The 18,556-nt window shown below is 65.3% G+C and carries 18 protein-coding genes and 1 tRNA gene; 13 read left to right on the top strand and 6 right to left on the bottom strand.

What is annotated here, in order from left to right; translation table 11 throughout:
- Window positions 1-38: 38 nt before the first annotated feature.
- Genes K369_RS01545 through K369_RS01535 form a run of 3 tightly spaced genes read right to left on the bottom strand, consistent with a single transcriptional unit; the run spans window position 39 to window position 4,688 of the window.
- Window positions 39-959, bottom strand: coding sequence for a DNA-binding response regulator (locus tag K369_RS01545; protein WP_036286737.1), 921 nt, complete (start codon window positions 957-959; stop codon window positions 39-41).
- Window positions 949-4,320: an ATP-binding protein gene (locus tag K369_RS01540; RefSeq protein WP_036286735.1), complete on the bottom strand. Its 3,372-nt coding sequence runs from the start codon at window positions 4,318-4,320 to the stop codon at window positions 949-951. The genes K369_RS01545 and K369_RS01540 overlap by 11 nt, the downstream gene beginning before the upstream one ends.
- A gap of 29 nt (window positions 4,321-4,349) precedes the next feature.
- The gene (locus K369_RS01535) at window positions 4,350-4,688 is read right to left on the bottom strand and encodes a hypothetical protein (protein ID WP_036286733.1); all 339 of its coding nucleotides are present in this window, start codon (window positions 4,686-4,688) and stop codon (window positions 4,350-4,352) included.
- 176 nt (window positions 4,689-4,864) lie between these two features.
- Here K369_RS01535 and K369_RS01530 point away from each other — a divergent pair, with 176 nt between their 5' ends.
- The 13 genes from K369_RS01530 (at window position 4,865) to ureG (ending at window position 16,682) form a co-directional block, all read left to right on the top strand.
- On the top strand, window positions 4,865-6,058 hold the full coding sequence (locus tag K369_RS01530) for a hypothetical protein (protein WP_051948706.1): 1,194 nt from the start codon (window positions 4,865-4,867) through the stop codon (window positions 6,056-6,058).
- A gap of 36 nt (window positions 6,059-6,094) precedes the next feature.
- The gene (gene urtA / locus K369_RS01525; protein WP_036286731.1) at window positions 6,095-7,384 is read left to right on the top strand and encodes an urea ABC transporter substrate-binding protein; all 1,290 of its coding nucleotides are present in this window, start codon (window positions 6,095-6,097) and stop codon (window positions 7,382-7,384) included.
- A 67-nt stretch (window positions 7,385-7,451) separates the two neighbouring features.
- On the top strand, window positions 7,452-9,023 hold the full coding sequence (gene urtB / locus K369_RS01520) for an urea ABC transporter permease subunit UrtB (RefSeq protein ID WP_036286727.1): 1,572 nt from the start codon (window positions 7,452-7,454) through the stop codon (window positions 9,021-9,023).
- Between the two features lie 9 nt (window positions 9,024-9,032).
- Complete coding sequence (gene urtC, locus K369_RS01515; protein ID WP_036286724.1) at window positions 9,033-10,154, top strand: urea ABC transporter permease subunit UrtC; 1,122 nt, start codon at window positions 9,033-9,035, stop codon at window positions 10,152-10,154.
- Entirely contained in the window at window positions 10,151-10,912 is a 762-nt protein-coding gene (gene urtD / locus K369_RS01510; protein WP_036286721.1) for an urea ABC transporter ATP-binding protein UrtD, read from the top strand. Before urtC ends, urtD begins: the two co-directional genes overlap by 4 nt.
- 4 nt (window positions 10,913-10,916) lie before the next feature.
- Window positions 10,917-11,615, top strand: coding sequence for an urea ABC transporter ATP-binding subunit UrtE (urtE, locus tag K369_RS01505; RefSeq protein WP_036286719.1), 699 nt, complete (start codon window positions 10,917-10,919; stop codon window positions 11,613-11,615).
- Between the two features lie 65 nt (window positions 11,616-11,680).
- Window positions 11,681-12,424, top strand: a complete 744-nt coding sequence (locus tag K369_RS01500) for an urease accessory protein UreD (protein ID WP_051948705.1) — start codon at window positions 11,681-11,683, stop codon at window positions 12,422-12,424.
- 108 nt (window positions 12,425-12,532) lie between these two features.
- On the top strand, window positions 12,533-12,835 hold the full coding sequence (locus K369_RS01495; RefSeq protein ID WP_018265822.1) for an urease subunit gamma: 303 nt from the start codon (window positions 12,533-12,535) through the stop codon (window positions 12,833-12,835).
- On the top strand, window positions 12,832-13,155 hold the full coding sequence (locus tag K369_RS01490) for an urease subunit beta (protein WP_036286713.1): 324 nt from the start codon (window positions 12,832-12,834) through the stop codon (window positions 13,153-13,155). Before K369_RS01495 ends, K369_RS01490 begins: the two co-directional genes overlap by 4 nt.
- A complete protein-coding gene (gene ureC, locus K369_RS01485; RefSeq protein WP_036286710.1) occupies window positions 13,145-14,857 on the top strand; it encodes an urease subunit alpha in 1,713 nt (570 codons plus the stop codon). Before K369_RS01490 ends, ureC begins: the two co-directional genes overlap by 11 nt.
- 10 nt (window positions 14,858-14,867) lie before the next feature.
- Entirely contained in the window at window positions 14,868-15,374 is a 507-nt protein-coding gene (locus K369_RS01480; protein WP_036286707.1) for an urease accessory protein UreE, read from the top strand.
- On the top strand, window positions 15,304-16,047 hold the full coding sequence (locus tag K369_RS01475; RefSeq protein ID WP_371033278.1) for an urease accessory protein UreF: 744 nt from the start codon (window positions 15,304-15,306) through the stop codon (window positions 16,045-16,047). The genes K369_RS01480 and K369_RS01475 overlap by 71 nt, the downstream gene beginning before the upstream one ends.
- A complete protein-coding gene (ureG, locus tag K369_RS01470; RefSeq protein ID WP_036286704.1) occupies window positions 16,044-16,682 on the top strand; it encodes an urease accessory protein UreG in 639 nt (212 codons plus the stop codon). Before K369_RS01475 ends, ureG begins: the two co-directional genes overlap by 4 nt.
- A 9-nt stretch (window positions 16,683-16,691) precedes the next feature.
- On the opposite strand, the gene K369_RS01465 is transcribed toward ureG, so the two are convergent.
- From K369_RS01465 to K369_RS01455, 3 genes are all read right to left on the bottom strand, one after another.
- On the bottom strand, window positions 16,692-17,819 hold the full coding sequence (locus tag K369_RS01465) for a diguanylate cyclase (protein ID WP_198032990.1): 1,128 nt from the start codon (window positions 17,817-17,819) through the stop codon (window positions 16,692-16,694).
- A 109-nt stretch (window positions 17,820-17,928) separates the two neighbouring features.
- Window positions 17,929-18,003 (bottom strand) — tRNA-Gly (locus tag K369_RS01460).
- Window positions 18,004-18,026: 23 nt separating this feature from the next.
- Window positions 18,027-18,554: a hydrogenase maturation protease gene (locus K369_RS01455; RefSeq protein WP_245278050.1), complete on the bottom strand. Its 528-nt coding sequence runs from the start codon at window positions 18,552-18,554 to the stop codon at window positions 18,027-18,029.
- Between the last annotated feature and the right edge of the window lie 2 nt (window positions 18,555-18,556).

The raw sequence follows: 18,556 nt of genomic DNA, 5'->3' as shown, positions 1-18,556 counted from the left end.
GCGCGGAAAGACAAGAGCTTCCGCTCCGGCTCCGCCCCTCAATCCACCGCCAGCGCCTTCAGCGTCTGCAGCGCCACGGACGTCGCGGAGGAGCGGCTGTCGACGCCGAGCTTCACGAAAATGCGCTCCAAATGCTTATGCACCGTGCGGGGCGAGATGCAGAGAATCTCGGCTATGTCGTGATTCGACTTGCCGCGCGCGAGCCAGCTCAGCACCTCCGCCTCGCGCAATGTCAGCGCGAATTTTTGCGCCAGAAGCGCCTCGTCGCTGACGCTCTGCGGCTCGGTCAGGCGAAACAGCAGCTCGTCGCCGCCGATCTCGCAGAGAAAGGAGACGGTGACCGCCTCCCCGGCAACGGCGGGCGCGTCATGTTCGCGACGCGCCGCCGCCTCCCGCAGCAGAGCCGAAAACGCCTCCGGCGGCTGCGAGCGCAAAATCTCGAAGGGGCCGAGACGCGCGGCGAGAAGATCAGCCGCCTGGGGCGTGCACCAGAGCAGCCGGCCGTCGCGGTCCGTCGCCAGCAGATGGCGGCCCGTTGCGTCCAGCGCCACGCGCGCGCCGAAGGCGGCCTTGGCGTTGGAGACGTGAATGCGAATGCGGGCGACGAGCTCCTCGATGATGACAGGCTTCACCACATAATCGACGCCGCCGGCCTCGAGCCCCATGAGCACATGGCTCGTGTCCTTGAGCCCGGTGAGGAAGATCACCGGCAGATGCGCGAAGCGCGGATTCTGCTTTATGCGCCGGCAGGCGGCGAAGCCGTCGAGGCCGGACATCACCGCGTCCAGCACGACGACATTGGGAGTCACGCGCTCCAGCAGAGCCAGCGCCGCCTCGCCATTGGTGGCGGCGAGAGCGGTGAAATCGGCGCGCTCCAGCGCCTCGACGAGGAGGCTCAGCTCGTCGCGATTGTCATCGACGACAAGGGCCGTATCGCGCTGGCGCAGATCAGCCGACATGCTCGGCCTCCTGCGTCAATGCGGCCTCCAGCGTCTGCGCCAGCTCCTCGAATTCGAAATTCTGCGCCATGGCGCGCAATTGCGCGATCGCCGCGGCGCGCTCCGGCGCAGCGGCCTCGATCTCGCCCAGAGCGGTCTCTATGCCGCGGCTATGGCCGACGCGGCAGAGACGCAGCAGCTTCTCGACGCTCTCGCGCGGCAAAGCGAGCGCGGCGGGCGCGAAAGGCTCCTCGCGGGCGATCGAGCGCGCCGTCACATAGAACCAGTCGAGCCCGAGCAGATTGCCGATGCGGTCCAGCATTTCGGAGAATTCGATGGGCTTCACCAGAAAATCATCATGTGGCGAATCGGGGCCGCGCCGCTCCATCAGCTCATGGGCGTTGGCGGAGACCATCATGATCGGCGTCTCCGGCCCGAGCGCGTCTCGCAATCGCCGCGCCGCCTCCCAGCCGTCCATGCCGGGCATTGCGATATCGAGCATGACGAGATCTGGATTGCGCGCGAGGGCGAGCGCGACACATTCTGCGCCGTCGGACGCCGTCAGCACCTCGAAGCCGAGCCCGCCGAGCGATTGGCGCATCACATCAATATGCGTCGCCGTGTCGTCGGCGACGAGTATGGTCTTGCGCGCCCCGGCATAGCCGCGAATCTGTGGCGGCTGCTGCCCCTCCTCCGGCGACGTCGCGGCGGTGAGATAAAGACGCACGACAAAGCGGCTGCCGCGCCCGACTTCGCTCTCGACGCGCATCTCGCCGCCGATGATCTGCGTCAGCAGCTTGGTGATGGTGAGGCCGAGGCCCGTGCCGGGAATGGCCGAGACCGCCGCCATGCGGCCGCGCTCGAAAGGCGCGAAAATGCGCTGCATATCCTCCGGCATTATGCCGATGCCCGTGTCCTCGACGATGAATTCCGCAATGTCGTTGCGATAGGAGACCTTCAGCCCCGCATGGCCGCGCTCGGTGAATTTCACCGCATTGGAGACGAGATTGATGAGGATCTGCCGCAGGCGCTTCCTGTCGGTGCGCACATAGCGCGGCAGATCGGGGCTGCGCTCAAAGCGAAAGGCGACGCCCTTGGCCGCCGCCTGCAGGCGAAACATGTCGACGAGCTGATCCAGCGTCTCGTCGATGCGGAAGATGTCGCGCGCCACATCGAGCGAGCCGGTCTCGATCTTGGCGACGTCGAGCAATCCGTCGATGAGATTGGTGATGTGCTCCGTGCTGCGGCGGATGACGCGCACCGCGTCCTGCGGGCGATCGGCGGCGTCGCGCTCCAGCAATTGCGCATAGCCGTTGATGGCGTTGAGCGGCGTGCGTATCTCGTGATTGAGCCCCGCTATGAAGCGCGTCTTGGCGATATTGGCGGCCTCCGCCGCCTCCTTGGCGCGCTGCAGCTCGGCGTCTGTGCGCTCGTGCGCGGCGATTTCGTCCTGCAAAATCTCCGTCTGGCGGCGCGTCTCCTCTTCCGCCACGCGGCGGCTCTCCTGCGCGAGCACCAATGTCCAGGCGGCGACGCCCATGACGAGCAAGAGGCCGACGAAGACGATCTCCAGCGTCGTGCGAATGATCGGTCGCGCCGCTGGGCCGACAACGGCCGCATATTGGAAATAGATCGCGCCGAGGATCGCCGCGCTCGTCACTGCGAGCAGACCGAGCACAACGAGAAATCGGCCGGCGCGCGTCGAGAAGAAGGGCTGCGAGAATCTCGGCAAAAGAGCGGAGAAGAGCGCGCGCGCCTGCGAGGCGAGCCGCGCCTGCGGCTTGCAAGCGTCCTTGCAGCGCATGTCCAGCGAGCAGCACAGCGAGCAGATCGCCGCGCCATAGGCCGGGCAGGACGCCATGTCATGCGGCTCGAACTCATTCTCGCAGATCATGCAGCGCATGGGCTCGCGGAAGACGCTCTGCGGGCGCGCGATATAATAGCGCCCGCCGGTGGCGTAGGCGATGAGCGGCGCGAGCGAGAAGGCGACGACGAAGCCGATGAGCGCCGACAGCGGTTGCAGCGTCTCACCGAGCAGGCCATAGAGCGCCGCCGTCGAGACGATGAGCGAGCCCAGCATGGCGCCGCAGCCGACCGGATTGACGTCATAGAGATAGGCGCGGCGAAACTCGATCTGCGGCGGGCTCAGCCCCAGCGGCTTGTCGACGACGAGATCGGCGGTCAGCGCGCCGATCCAGGCGACGGCGAAATTGGAATAGAAGGCCAGAATGCTGTCGATGACATGGCTGACGCCGAACTCCATCAGCAGCAGCGCCAGAGTGACGTTGAACACCAGCCAGACCACGCGGCCCGGATGATTGTGGGTGATGCGGGAGAAGAAATTGGACCAGGCGATGGAGCCGGCATAGGCGTTGGTGACATTTATCTTCGTCTGGCAGATGACGACGAAAATCCCGGTGAGCGCCAATGCGAGGCCTGGCGGATGAACGAGGCTCGAGAAGGCGAGATAATAGATCTCGCTCGGCTGCGCCGCCCGCTCGGCCGGAACGCCGAGCGACAAGGCCTGATAGGCGAGAAACGAGCCCGCGGCGAGCTTGGCGACGCCGAGCAATATCCAGCCCGGCCCGGCCGCGAAGAGCGCGAAACGCCAGCTACGGTGGCCGATGCGCGCCGTCGTCGGCAAAAAGCGCAGATAATCGACCTGCTCGCCGATCTGCGGCAGCAGCGACAGCAGGATCGAGGCGGAAAGCCCGAAGAGCTTCAAATCGAAGGAGCCGTCCAGCGCGCCGGAGGCGCCGGGAAAGGCCATCCAGGACGAGACGGCCGGCCCGCCGACGGCGATGAAATAGACGAGCGGCGCGGTCTGCAGCACGAGCCATATCGGCTGCGTCCATAGCTGATAGCGGCTGATGAAGCGAATGCCCAGCGCTGCAATGGGCAATATCGCGAGCGAGGAAATAGCGTAAGCGAGACCGAGCGGAACGCCGAGGCACATTTGCAGCGCGTCGGCCATGATCGTCGCCTCTATGGCGAAGAGAATGAAGGTGAAGCAGGCGTAGATCAGCGAGGTGACGGTGGAGCCGATATAGCCGAAGCCGGCGCCGCGCGTCAGCAGATCCATGTCGACGCCATATTTGGCCGCGTAATGGCCGATCGGCAGGCTGGCGAGAAAGATCAGCGCGCCGACGGCGAGGATCGCCGCCATTGCGTTGGTGAAGCCGAACATCAGCGTCACGCCGCCGCCCAGCGCCTCGCAGGCGAGAAAGGAGATCGCTCCGAGCGCTGTGTTGGCGACGCGCCAAGGCGTGAAGCGGCGCGCCGCTTCCGCCGTGTAGCGCAGCGAATAATCCTCGAGCGTCTGGTCCGCGACGAACTTGTTATAGGTCCGGCGGACCGGGAAAATTCGCTGCTGCTCGCGCATGCTCTCTTTACGTTGGGGCGTCGCCCGCGTCAGACAGGCCGAGGCTCGCCCGCCGGCCGCCAGCCCTCCGCCTCGAGACAGTCTAGCATGGGCTTGGTCAGGATCGTCGTCGAAGGCGGCGGCGACACCAGCGTGGGCCGCTCGGCCTCGCCGAGCTTCTTCACGCAGGCGTCTGTGGCTTTCTTCAGGCCGCCCATATCGCCGCCGATGTTCCACCACATGTCGACGGCGTAGCGCGGCGCGGCGACCGACGCGGCCGGCGGCGCCTTATGGCGCTGCGACGAAGCGTTCGCCTGTCCGACCGCGACGACGAGCGCGAGCGCTCCCGCGGTCAATCCGAAAATATCCAATGCCGTCGTCTTGCGCATTCGCCTCACTCCCCCGCGCCGGCGAATCCTCTGCCGGCTCTCATGCCCTATTCGACGAAAAGGCGCGAACGGAGCAATACGCATTTCAGCGTATTCCTACCTAGGGGCTCGCACGACTAGTCCTTGACGTGACGAAACCGGCGCGAATCGCCGGGGGGACGACACGAGGGGGACAGATGAACCAAACCCACGAAGCACTTGCGGCGCGAAGGACAGCGCGCCGTCGGTCCAAGCTCGCGGCCAAGGCCGCGCCGGCGCTCGCCTTGGCGGTCTGCTGCCTGATTGGGGATCAGGCGGCGCAGGCCCGTGTGGTGGTTCCGTTCGGCGACGATCAATGGGTCAGCGTCGGCTTTGGTCTTCGCCCCTTCTTCAGCGACGTCACGCGCAATCACACGCCCGGGACCAATCCGGACCGAGTCGACCTCGAAAGCTTCCGCATCTTCTCCTCGGCCTCCTTCAATCAATATCTGAAGGCCACCTTCAACACGGAAGTCTCCAGCAACAGCACGATCCAAGTGCTCGACGGCTATGGCCAGTTCGAGCCGCTGGACGAGATCAACGTCTGGGGCGGCCGCATGCTGCCGCCGAGCGACCGCGCCAATCTCGACGGTCCCTATTATCTGCTCGGCTGGTCTTATCCAGGCGTCGTCTCCCGCTATCCGGGCAAGGTCTCGGGACGCATGGACGGCGGCACAATCTGGGGCAAGCTGTTCGAGAAGCGCCTCACCTATTCTTTCGGCGTCTATGACGGCCACAATCAAATCATCGGCGCGTCGAACCAATCCGGCAATCCGCTGTTCGCCGGCCGCCTCAATCTCAATCTGCTCGATCCCGATCCCGATCCCGCCTATTACACCAGCAGCACCTATTTCGGCGGCGCAGATGTGCTGGCGATCGGCGTCGCGGCGCAATATCAGCAGGACGGCGTCGGCAATCAGCTGCAGCGCGCCGACTTCACCGCCTGGAACGTCGACGTTCTCTTCGAGAAAAAGCTCGGCGAATTCGGCGCCGTGACCTTCGAGGGCGCCTATTACCGCTACTACACTCATGGCGTGAACGACGTCGCCACCAATTTCAACAACGCCCGCTCGACCGATCTCGTCGGCGGCATACGGCCCGGCGAAGCCTATATGCTCGGCGCCGGCTATCTCATTCCTCACGTGATCGGATGGGGCCGCTTCCAGCCTTACTTCCGCTATCAATCCTTCCGCGACACGCTCGCCGCGACATGGGAGCGCCAATACGACATGGGCGTCTCCTATGTGATCGACGGACATAATCTGCGCATCACGGCAAATTACGCGATCAACCAATTCACCGCGCGCAAGGACATCGACAAGTTCATCCTCGGCGTTCAGATCCAGTTCTGAGCGCGGCGCGACCTATCCGACCTGGGAGAGAGACGAATGAAACGTAGAGTTATGGTGAAGAGCCTCGGCATGCTCGCCGCAGGCGCGTTGCTCGCGTCGACCGCGCTCGTTCCGTCGCGCGCGGAGGACAAGCGCGTGGACGACAAGGGGCCGATCAAGGTCGGCATTCTGCATTCTCTCTCCGGCACCATGGCCATCAGCGAAACCGTGCTGAAGGACACGGCGCTGATGGCGATCGAGGAGATCAACGCCAAGGGCGGCGTGCTCGGCCGCAAGCTCGAGCCCGTCGTCGTCGATCCGGCCTCCAACTGGCCGCTCTTCGCCGAAAAGGCGCGCCAGCTGCTCGCTGCCGACAAGGTCGCCGTCGTCTTCGGCTGCTGGACGTCGGTGTCGCGCAAATCCGTGCTGCCGGTGTTCAAGGAGCTGAACGGTCTCCTCTTTTATCCGGTGCAATATGAGGGTGAGGAGCTCGAGAAGAACGTCTTCTACACGGGCGCCGCGCCGAACCAGCAGGCCATTCCCGCGGTCGAATATCTGATGAGCAAGGCGGGCGGCGGCGCCAAGCGCTTCGTGCTGCTCGGCACCGATTACGTCTATCCGCGCACGACCAATAAGATCCTGCGCGCCTTCCTCCATTCCAAGGGCGTCGCCGACGCGGACATAATGGAGGAATACACGCCCTTCGGGCACAGCGATTATCAGACGATCGTCGCCAACATCAAGAAATTCGCCTCCGGCGGCAAGACGGCGGTGGTCTCCACGATCAATGGCGACTCCAACGTGCCCTTCTACAAGGAGCTGGGCAACGCCGGGCTCAAGGCGACGGAAGTTCCGGTCGTCGCCTTCTCGGTCGGCGAGGAGGAGCTGCGCGGCGTCGACGCCAAGCCGCTCGTCGGCCATCTGGCGGCGTGGAATTATTTCATGTCGCTGAAGAACCCCGCCAATACGGAGTTCAAGAAGAAATGGGCCGCCTACGCCAAAGCGCATGGCGTCGCAAACGCCGACAAGCCGCTGACCAATGATCCGATGGAGGCCACCTACATCGGCGTCAATCTCTGGAAGCAGGCGGTCGAGAAGGCCAAGACCACCGACGTCGACAAAGTGATCGCCGCCGTCGGCGGTCAGAAGCTCGAGGCTCCGTCGGGCTTCACCGCCGAGATGGATGCGAAGAACCACCATCTCCACAAGCCGGTGTTCATCGGCGAAGTGAAGGCGGACGGCCAGTTCAATGTCGTGTGGAAGACGCAAGGCCCGGTGCGCGCGCAGCCCTGGAGCCCATTCATTCCCGGCAATGACAAGAAGAAGGACGAGCCGGACACGCATTGACGAACAAAGGGCGGCCCGGCGATCGGGCCGCCCGATGCGGCTTTGAAAGGGAGCGTTGAACTTGCGTATGCTCAGACTGATCGTCGGCCTGCTGCTGGCGATGTCCGTGGCGCCGGCCATGGCGCTCGACCACGAGACCATCGCCCAGCTGACCGGCGGCGATCCCGACGAGCAGCATAAAGCGCTCGACGCCGCCGCCGCGCGCGGCGATCTCTCCGCCATCCCTTTTCTGCGCGATCTCCTCGCCGACCGCGTGAAGCTCGCCGGCGACAAGGCGTTCATCGTCGATGGCGACAAGGCCGTGGACGCGCTGGAGCGCACGCCCGCCGAGCTTCCCACCGACGCGGAGGACGCCTCGACCAGCAATAGCCTGCGTCTCGCAATAGAGGAGACGATCGCGCTGATCGAGCTCGCCTCGCCCGATCGCGCCGCCCGCCTCGAGGCGGTGAAGCGGCTGCAGAGCGCCGAGCTCGACGAGAGCCGCGTCGCCTTGCTGGCGATAGCCGAGCAGAAGGAGCGCGACGCCAGCGTGCGCGACGCGCTGCGCCAGATGCGCGCGCTCGGCGAGCTGCAGAGCGCCGATCGCACGCAGCGCCTCTCCGCCGCGCAGGCGCTGCGCACCACAATATCCGGCCGCACGCGCGAGGCGCTGAAGACGCGCCTCGCCACCGAGGAAGATGGCGAGGTGCGCGTCGCGCTGACGCGCTCGCTGCGCAATGTCGAATCGAGCCTCGCCATCGGCGAGAATCTCGGCGTCGTCTTTTCCGGCCTCAGCCTCGGCAGCATATTGCTGCTCGCCGCGCTCGGCCTCGCCATCACTTACGGGTTGATGGGCGTCATCAACATGGCGCATGGCGAGATGATGATGATCGGCGCCTATGCGACCTATGTCGTGCAAAATCTCTTCCGCGCGCATCTGCCCGATTATTTCCAATGGTATCTCGCCGCCGCTGCGCCGGTCGCCTTCCTCGTCGCCGCTCTCGTCGGCGTCGCCATAGAGCGCACGGTGGTCCGCTTTCTCTATGGCCGCGCGCTGGAGACATTGCTCGCCACCTGGGGCGTCAGCCTCATATTGATGCAGGCGGTGCGCAGCCTGTTCGGCGCGCAGAATGTGCAGGTCGAAAACCCCGCCTGGATGTCCGGCCGCGTCTTCGTCACCGACAATCTCGAGCTTCCCTATAATCGCATCGTCATACTGATCTTCTCGGTCGGCGTGCTGCTGCTGGTCTCCTTCCTGCTGGCGCGCACGCGCCTCGGCCTCTTCGTGCGCGCCGTCACGCAGAATCGCGGCATGGCGCGCTGCGTCGGCGTCGATTCCGCGCGCATCGACACAATGGCCTTCGCGCTCGGCTCCGGCCTCGCGGGCCTCGCGGGCGTCGCGCTATCGCAGGTCGGCAATGTCGGGCCCGATCTCGGACAGCATTATATCGTCGACAGCTTCATGGTGGTGGTGCTCGGCGGCGTCGGCCAGCTCGCGGGCGCCGTCTACGCCGCGCTCGGATTGGGCGTCGCCGGCAAGATTCTCGAGAATATGGCGGGCGCCGTGCTCGCGGAGATCGCTCTGCTGATCTTCATCGTCGTCTTCATACAAAAACGTCCGCAGGGCCTGTTCGCGCTCGGCGGCCGGCAGGCCGATTGAGTTAAAAGCATGCTCTACATCCCCCCTGCCCCATCGCTCGCCACGCGGCTCTTCGGCCTCAGCGGATGGCTCGGCTTCGCAGCCGCCGCGCTCGCGATCTTCGTCGCCGCGCCGCTCGCCAATCTCGTCGCGCCGGAGGGCTCCTTCCTCCATCTCTCCGACGCCTCGGTCGCGCTCATCGGCAAGCTCTTCTGCTACGCCATGCTGGCGCTGGCCATGGATCTCGTCTGGGGCTACGCCGGAATCCTCAGCCTCGGCCATGGCATATTCTTCGCGCTCGGCGGCTACGCCTTCGGCATGTATCTGATGCGCCAGATCGGCCAGGACGGCAGCTATCATTCCGATCTGCCCGACTTCATGGTCTTTCTCGATTGGAAGGCCTATCCCTGGTTCTGGAGCTTCACCGATCATTTCGCCTATTCCGCCGCGCTCGCCATTCTCGCGCCGGCGACGCTCGCCTTCGTCTTCGGCTATTTCGCCTTTCGCTCGCGCATCAAGGGCGTCTATTTCTCCATCATCACCCAGGCGCTCACCTATGCGATGATGCTGCTGTTCTTCCGCAACGAGACCGGCTTCGGCGGCAATAACGGCTTCACCGATTTCAAGCGCATATTGGATTATCCGCTGGCGACGCCGACGACGCGCATGATCCTCTTCACGCTGACCGGGGCCTTTCTTCTCGCGCTCATCCTCGTCTCGCGATTTCTCGTCTCCAGCAAATTCGGCCGCGTGCTCACGGCCATCCGCGACGCCGAGAGCCGCGTGATGTTCTGCGGCTATGACACGCTCTCCTACAAGCTCGCGATCTGGACCTTCTCGGCCGCGATCTGCGGACTGGCTGGCGCGCTCTATGTGCCGCAGGTCGGCATCATTAATCCGAGCGAAATGTCGCCGGCCGCCTCGATCGAGATCGCCATATGGGCGGCGGTCGGCGGGCGCGGCACACTGATCGGCCCGCTCATCGGCGCCTTTATCGTCAATGGCGCGAAGAGCTTCTTCACCGCCGCCATTCCCGAATATTGGCTGTTCTTCTTAGGGCTCCTCTTTGTGCTCGTCACTCTGCTGCTGCCCAAGGGCGTCATCGGCCTCCTCGACACGCTGGCCTCCTTCCGCAAGGAGCGCGCGCGATGATCGGCGAGCCCGATATCTCCAGCGGCGTCGCGCTCTATCTCGACGATGTGCAGGTCACTTTCGACGGCTATCGCGCGCTGCGCGGACTCTCTCTGTCGATCGACACGGGCGAGCTGCGCTGCATCATCGGCCCCAATGGCGCCGGCAAGACGACGATGATGGACGTCATCACCGGCAAGACGCGGCCGGATGTGGGAACCGTCTATTTCGGCCGCACGCTCGATCTGACCAAAATGAACGAGCCGCAGATCGCCGCCGCCGGCATCGGCCGCAAGTTCCAGAAGCCGACGGTGTTCGAGCATTTGACCGTGTTCGAAAATCTCGAGCTCGCGATAAAAGCGGACAAGAGCGTGCGCGCCTCGCTGTTCCGGCGTCTCACCAGCGAGCAGATCGACCGCATCGGCGAATTGCTGGAGACGGTCGAGCTCGCCGACAAGGCCAAGGAGCGCGCCGGCCTGCTCTCGCATGGGCAGAAGCAATGGCTGGAGATCGGCATGCTGCTCGCGCAGCGCCCGCTGCTGCTGCTGCTCGACGAGCCGGTCGCCGGCATGACCGATCACGAGACGAAGCGCACGGCCGAGCTGCTGCTGACGCTCGCGGGAAAGCATTCGATCATGGTGGTGGAGCACGATATGGAGTTCGTCGGCGCCATAGCGCGCAAGGTGACGGTGCTGCACGAAGGCGCCGTGCTCGCCGAAGGCCCGCTCAGCGAGGTGCAGAGCGATGAGCGCGTCATCGAAGTCTATCTGGGGCGCTAGGAACATGCTCGAAGTCAGCGGCCTGCATCAATATTACGGCAGCAGCCATATTCTGCGCGATGTCTCCTTCACCGCGCCCAAAGGCGCCTGCACCGTGCTGCTCGGACGCAATGGCGTCGGCAAGACGACGCTGCTGCGCAGCATAATGGGCGTCACGCCGATCCGCGGCGGCGCCGTGAGATTCAATGGCGAGGATATCTCCAAGCTCTCGCCCGATCGGCGCGCCGCGCGCGGCGTCGCCTATGTTCCGCAAGGCCGCGAGATTTTCTCCCGTCTCACAGTGGAGGAAAATCTGCTGATGGGCATGGCGGTGAAGCCCGCGCGCAAAGCCGCCAGAGTGCCGAGCGAAATCTATGAGATGTTTCCGGTGCTGAAGGAGATGCTGCGGCGGCGCGGCGGCGATCTCTCGGGCGGGCAGCAGCAGCAGCTCGCCATCGCCCGCGCGCTCGTCTCCGATCCCAAGCTCATCATTCTCGACGAGCCGACCGAGGGAATTCAGCCCTCCATCATCAAGCTCATCGGCGAGGTGATAAAGGGCTTGAGCAAGCGCGGCGATCTCGCCATTCTGCTCGTCGAGCAATATTATGACTTCGGCCGCGAGCTAGCGGACCATTACATGGTCATGTCGCGCGGGCAGATCGTCAAGCAAGGTCTCGGAGCCGATATGGACAAGGACAACATCAGGGATTTCGTGGCGTTGTGAACGGTCCTCAACGCGCGAGGGGCCGAATAGAATTGCGCTATGCGCAAATTCAGGGAGCGAGCCGGTTGCGACATCTGGCGCAGGAGGCGCCGCTGAGGGCGCTGTTTCCCGCCGTCGAGCCTCATGAGGCGCCCGAGGCGACGATCGTCAACACCGGCGGCGGAGTCGTCGGCGGCGATCGCTATGCGCTAGACATAGAAGTCGAGGCCGGCGCCGCCTTGACGGTCACGACACCCGCCGCCGAGAAAATCTATCGCTCCGCCGGCGAGGACGCCGAGATCGTCACGCATCTGCGCTGCGGCGCGGATGCGCGGCTGGAATGGCTGCCGCAGGAGACGATCCTCTTCGACGGCGCGCGGCTTCGCCGACGCATCGACATAGAGCTCGCGCCGAGCGCGCGCTTTCTCGGCGTCGAGACCATTTTTTTCGGCCGCCGCGCGAGCGGCGAATGGCTGAGCCATGGCGCGCTGCGCGACGCCTGGATGCTGCGGATCGACGGCAAGCCGGTGTGGGCCGACGCCATCGGCCTCGAGGGCGATATCGCCGCGCATCGCACCGCGCCTTTCGGAATCGGAGACGCCGCCGGCTATGCGACGATCGTCGTCGCCGGGCCGACCGTCGCAGAATTGCTGCCGCTGGCGCGCGATTGCGCGGCCGGCGCCGCGAGCCTCGTCAATGGAATCCTGCTGCTGCGCTTCCTCGAAGATGATGCGTCGCGGCTGCGTCTCATGCTCGTCGAGGCGCTGACGGCGCTGCGGCCTCTCGCGACGGGCGGGCGCGGCGGCGCGCCGCGCCTGTGGATGAATTGAAAAGCCGCGCCGGGGATGCGAGCCTGAAGGCTCGCGGTCCAAGGACCCGCGGCCAGGACCGCGAGCCTTCAGGCTCGCTCTTTAGATAGGCTGATGGGAGAAGGCGGAATGCATCTGACGCCGCGCGAAAAAGACAAGCTGCTCGTCGCCGTGGCGGCGATGGTGGCGCGCCGGCGCCTCGAGCGCGGCGCCAAGCTCAACTATCCAGAGGCGGTCGCGCTCATCACCGATTTCGTCGTCGAAGGCGCGCGCGACGGACGTTCGGTGGCGGAGCTGCGCACGCAGGGCGCCAGCGTGCTGACGCGCGAGCAGGTGATGGAGGGAGTGGCCGAGATGATCGAGGCGGTGCAGGTGGAGGCGACCTTCCCGGATGGCGTCAAGCTCGTCACCGTTCACGAGCCGATCCGATGATACCGGGCGAGATCATTCCCGCCGAGGGCGAGATCACCCTCAACGAAGGCCGCGCGACCCTCTCGCTCGCCGTCGCCAACACGGGCGATCGGCCGATTCAGGTCGGCTCGCATTATCATTTCGGCGAGACCAATAGCGCGCTGCAATTCGATCGCGCCAAGGCGCGCGGCATGCGGCTCGACATTCCCGCCGGCTCGGCGGTGCGCTTCGAGCCGGGACAGACGCGCATCGTCACGCTCGTTCCTTATGCCGGAGAGCGCGCGGTCTATGGATTCAATGGCGCGGTGATGGGACCACTGGAGGGGCGCGATGGCGAATAAGATTTCCCGGCGCGCCTATGCCGGAATGTTCGGACCGACGGTGGGCGACCGCATTCGCCTCGCCGATACGGAGCTGCTGATCGAGATCGAGCGCGACTGCACGATTTACGGCGAGGAGGTGAAGTTCGGCGGCGGCAAGGTCATCCGCGACGGCATGGGCCAGAGCCAGCGCTCCAATGCGGAAGGCGCGGTCGACACCGTCATCACCAACGCCGTGATCCTCGATCATTGGGGAATCGTCAAAGCCGATATCGGAATCGTCAATGGCCGCATCGCGCGCATCGGCAAGGCCGGCAATCCCGATGTGCAGCCGGGCGTCGACATCATCATCGGACCGGGCACGGAGATCATCGCCGGCGAAGGCCGCATCGTCACCGCCGGCGGCATTGACACGCACATCCATTTCATCTGCCCGCAGCAGGCGGAAGAAGCGCTGGCGAGCGGCGTCACCACAATGCTCGGCGGCGGCACAGGCCCGGCCGAAGGGACGAAGGCGACAACCTGCACGCCCGGCCCCTGGCATATGAAGCGCATGATGCAAGCGGCGGAGGGCTTGCCGGTCAATCTCGGCTTTTTCGGCAAGGGCAACGCCAGCCGGCCGCGCGCGCTCGTCGAAATGATCGAGGCCGGCGCCATCGGCCTCAAGCTGCATGAGGATTGGGGCTCCAGCCCGGCGGCGATCGATTGCGCGCTCTCGGTGGCGGATGAATATGACGTGCAGGTCACGCTGCATAGCGACACGCTGAATGAGAGCGGCTTCGTCGAGGCGACGATCGCCGCCTTCAAGGGCCGCACCATTCACGCTTTTCATACGGAAGGCGCCGGCGGCGGCCATGCGCCGGACATCATCAAAGTGGCGGGCGAGCCCAATGTGCTGCCCTCCTCCACCAATCCGACGCGGCCTTACACGATCAACACGCTCGACGAGCATCTCGACATGCTGCTCGTCTGCCATCATCTCGATCCGAAGATTCCCGAGGACATCGCCTTCGCCGAGAGCCGCATTCGCAAGGAGACGATCGCAGCGGAGGATATTCTCCACGATCTCGGCGCGCTCTCCATGTATTCCTCCGACAGCCAGGCGATGGGCCGCGTCGGCGAGGTCATCATCCGCTGCTGGCAGACGGCCGACAAGATGCGCCGCCAGCGCGGCAAGCTCGCCGGCGACGGCGCCGGCAATGATAATTTCCGCGCGCGCCGCTATGTGGCGAAATATACGATCAACCCCGCCATAGCGCACGGAATCGCCGATCTCGTCGGCTCGATCGAGCCGGGCAAGCTCGCCGATCTCGTGCTGTGGTCGCCGGCCTTCTTCGGCGTGAAGCCCGATCTCATATTGAAGGGCGGCAGCATTGCGATGGCGGCGATGGGCGATCCCAACGCCTCCATTCCGACGCCGCAGCCCGTGCATTATCGGCCTATGTTCGCCGGCTTCGGCCGCAGCCTCACGCAGAGCTGCGTCACTTTCGTCAGCCGCGCCGCGCGGGAGGCGTCCATCGCGCAGAAATACGGACTCGAGCGGCCGCTGCATGTCGTGACCAACACGCGCGGCGGCATTTCCAAGCGCAGCATGATCCTCAATGACGCGACGCCCAAGATAGAAGTCGACGCGCAGACTTACGAGGTGCGCGCCGACGGCGAGCTGCTGACCTGCGAGCCCGCGACCGTGCTGCCGATGGCGCAGCGCTATTTCCTGTTTTGAGGAGGCGAAGATGCGTGCAGCGAGCAGGCTCCCTGCCGGAAGCTGGGACAAGGGGCGAGAACGCGGGACCGCGACGCTGGATTGGGACGAGCGTCATCGCCGGCGCCGCAGCCTGACCAGCGATCAGGGCGAGGCGTTCCTGCTCGATCTCGCCGAGGCTGCGCGGCTCGGCGAGGGCGACGGGCTCGCGCTCGAGGACGGCTCGGTGATCCGCGTCGTCGCCAAGCCGGAGCCGGTTCTGGTGATAGAAGCGGGAACGGCGGGCCTCGCGCGGCTCGCCTATCATCTCGGCAATCGCCATCTCGCCATTCAGATTTTCGCGGATCGGCTCATCATTCGAGAGGATTCCGTCATCGCCGACATGGTCGAAGGCTTGGGCGGAGTCGTCACGCGGATCGACCTGCCCTTCGATGCGGAGAATGGCGCCTATGGCGGGCATTCCGCGCATGGCCACAATCATCATAATCACGATCATCATCGCCATGACCATCACGCGCACGACCATGGACATGGCTGAGCCGCGCGACTGGCTGCTGTCGCTGCTGACGTTCCTGTCGCCGGCCTATCCTGTCGGCGGCTTCGCCTTTAGCCATGGATTGGAATGGGCCGTGGAAACAGGCGACGTCGGCGACCGCGGTAGCCTCGAAGCCTATATTGGCGCAACTCTGGAAATAGGTGGCGGCTGGTGCGATCTCGTCTTTCTCGCCGCCGCTTGGCGCGCGGCCCGCGCCGATAACGCGGACGCGCTGGACGAGATCGCGGATCTTGCCGCCGCCTGGCGCTCGAGCGCGGAGACGGCTCTGGAGTCGCGCCATCAAGGCGCGGCCTTCGCGCGCGCGACATGCGCCGCTTTTCCCGGCTCGCCGCTCGATGCGCTCGCCGCGCGGCGCGACGGCGAGATCGCCTTTCCCGTCGCCGTCGGCGCGGCGGTCGTGGATGCGCCGCTGGACGCCGCTCTGCGCGCCTATGCTCACGCTTTCGCCGCCAATCTCGTCTCGGCCGGCGTGCGGCTCATTCCGCTCGGCCAGACCGATGGGCTGCTGGCGCTCGCCACGCTCGCGCCTGTCGTCATGCGCGCCGCGCGCGCCGCCGAGACGACGCCGCTCGATAGGCTCGCCACCACCGCCCTGCGCATAGACATCGCGTCCATGCGCCATGAAACGCAATATACGAGGCTGTTCCGCTCATGACCGCCCCCCATTCTCCCCACGGCCCATTGCGCGTCGGCGTCGGCGGTCCGGTCGGCTCCGGCAAGACGGCGCTGATGGATCGGCTCTGCAAGCTCCTGCGCGATAAATATCGCCTCGCCGCCATCACCAATGACATCTATACGAAGGAGGACGCCGAATTCCTCACCCGCTCCGGCGCGCTCGCGCCAGAGCGCATCGTCGGCGTCGAGACCGGCGGCTGCCCGCATACGGCGATCCGCGAGGACGCTTCCGCCAATTTGGCCGCCGTCGCCGAGATGAACCGCAAATTCCCCGATCTCGATCTCATTCTCATCGAGAGCGGCGGCGATAATCTCGCCGCGACCTTCAGCCCCGAGCTCGCCGATATCACCATCTACGTGATCGACGTCTCCGCCGGCGACAAGATTCCGCGCAAGGGCGGCCCCGGCATCACGCGCTCGGACCTTCTCGTCATCAATAAAATCGATCTCGCGCCTCTGGTCGGCGCCTCGCTCGAGGTGATGGATCGCGACGCGCGCCGAATGCGCGGCGAGCGGCCCTTCGTCTTCGCCAATCTGAAGGAGAATATCGGGCTCGACACGATCGCCGGCTTTATCGAGCGCATGGGCGGCCTGATCCGCGCCGAGGCGCGGTGAGCCGCGGCCTCACGCCTGCGCCACGAAGACCTGATTGCGGCCGCCGGATTTCGCGGCGTAGAGCGCCTTGTCTGCGGCCTCTTTCAGCTCGGAGAGATCGCTCGTCTCCTGGCCGGACAGCGCGATGCCGACGCTGACGGATGACAATCCGTCGCCGAGCGCCGCCGCCGCGGAGCCATAGGCGGAACGAATGCGCTCGGCCACGGCGACGGCGCGCACGCTATCGACCCGCGTCAGCAGCAGCGCGAACTCATCGCCGCCGATGCGCGCGAGAAAATCCTCGTTGCGAATGCTCTTGGCCGCCACCTCGCCGAAAGTGGTCAGCGCGCGATCGCCCATCGAATGGCCGAAGCTGTCATTGATCGCCTTCAGCCGATCGAGATCGAAAATCAGCAGCGCCGAATCGCCCTGGCCGCGCGAGCTGCGAATCACCGCATCGGCGTTATGATCGAAGCTGCGCCGATTGGAGAGGCCGGTCAGCGGATCGGTCGCCGCCATGAATTTTTGCCGCGCGACCGCCCGCTCCTTGGTCACTGCCAGCAGAGCGAAGCCCATCAGCAGCCCATAGCTCACGGATTCCAGCGCGACGGAGATGAAGAAGGGCTTTGGATCGAAAGGAGCGCCGCGCGCCATCAGCATGACGACGATGACCGCCACCACGGCCCCGAAGCACGCATGCGCAGCGGCGAGCGCGATCGTCGCCTGCTGCGTGCGCGTCCTGTGCCGACGCACTGACGAGAATTCGTCGGCGAGCAGAAACGCATAGACGGCCGAAATTGCGCAGCGGTCGACGATGCGAACCGAATCGACGCTCAGCGAGAAGAAGAGCAGCCAGATCGCGCCGCCGGCCAGCACGAGCCGCATGTCCACGGGACGGCCGTTGAAAACCCGCGACCCACCCCAGACGAGGCCGATGCCCCACAAAGTGAGCGCATTGCCGAGGCCGATCGCGAGCAGCGGAGAGGATTCGCGCAAGGATAGCAGAGCGACGCCCAGGCTGATCATGAGCTGCGCCGCGCACCACCAGCGATATTCCGCGGCCTCGGGATCCTCGCGCCAGACGAGATAGAGAAAGGCGCCGAGAACCGCGAACACGGCAGAATTCATCAGCAGCAAGGTCGGGAGACAATCCGCCATGGTCACACGATCCGCATGAGTCTTTCCGACCGGCTCCGCCATGCGAATGGAAAACGCATATGAGCGAGGCGGCCGAAAAGCGAGCGCTGTTGAAACAGACTGCGCGAATTGGAGCGGGCGATGGGAATCGAACCCACGACATACAGCTTGGGAAGCTGTCGTTCTACCACTGAACTACGCCCGCGTACCGCCTGAAGACAGCTATTCCTATAGGGTTTTTCCGCTCTGTGGGCAAGGTGGGACAATTTTTCCGGCGGGGGAAAACACAGCGCCGTCCGAGCGCGCTTTCGGCGGGAAATCCGCGAGAATCCGCACCGCCGCCGCAGCAGCGCCGGCCTGCGCCGCGGCCGAAAGGGGCGCGCCCGGCGCGAAGCTCACCCCCTCGATCGTGAACAGAACGCAAACAGGCGGAAGCGCGCCGAGCGCGTGTGCGAGGCCGATCGCCTCGGCGAGGCCGAAGCCATGGCTCGACCAGCCGAGATCGAGCGACAGCGGCGCGCCCTCGGCGGCGAGATCGAAACGCCTGACCGTCCCGGCCGGCGCGCCGGAGAAGGATGCGTCGACGATGATCGCCTCCCCGGCCCCCTCCAGCGCCGTGAGGATGGAGCCCGCCTCGCCGCGGCATTCCACGACGTCCTGCACGGCCGATTCGCGCAACAGCGCGGCGACGCGGGGGCCGGCCCCGTCATCGCCGCGATCGGGATTGCCGACGCACAGGAGGATGCGGCGCCCCAAGA

Origin of the sequence: Methylosinus sp. PW1 (assembly GCF_000745215.1) — a bacterium.
Classification (GTDB): domain Bacteria; phylum Pseudomonadota; class Alphaproteobacteria; order Rhizobiales; family Beijerinckiaceae; genus Methylosinus.
This window is presented reverse-complemented; position numbering and strand designations above follow the sequence as displayed.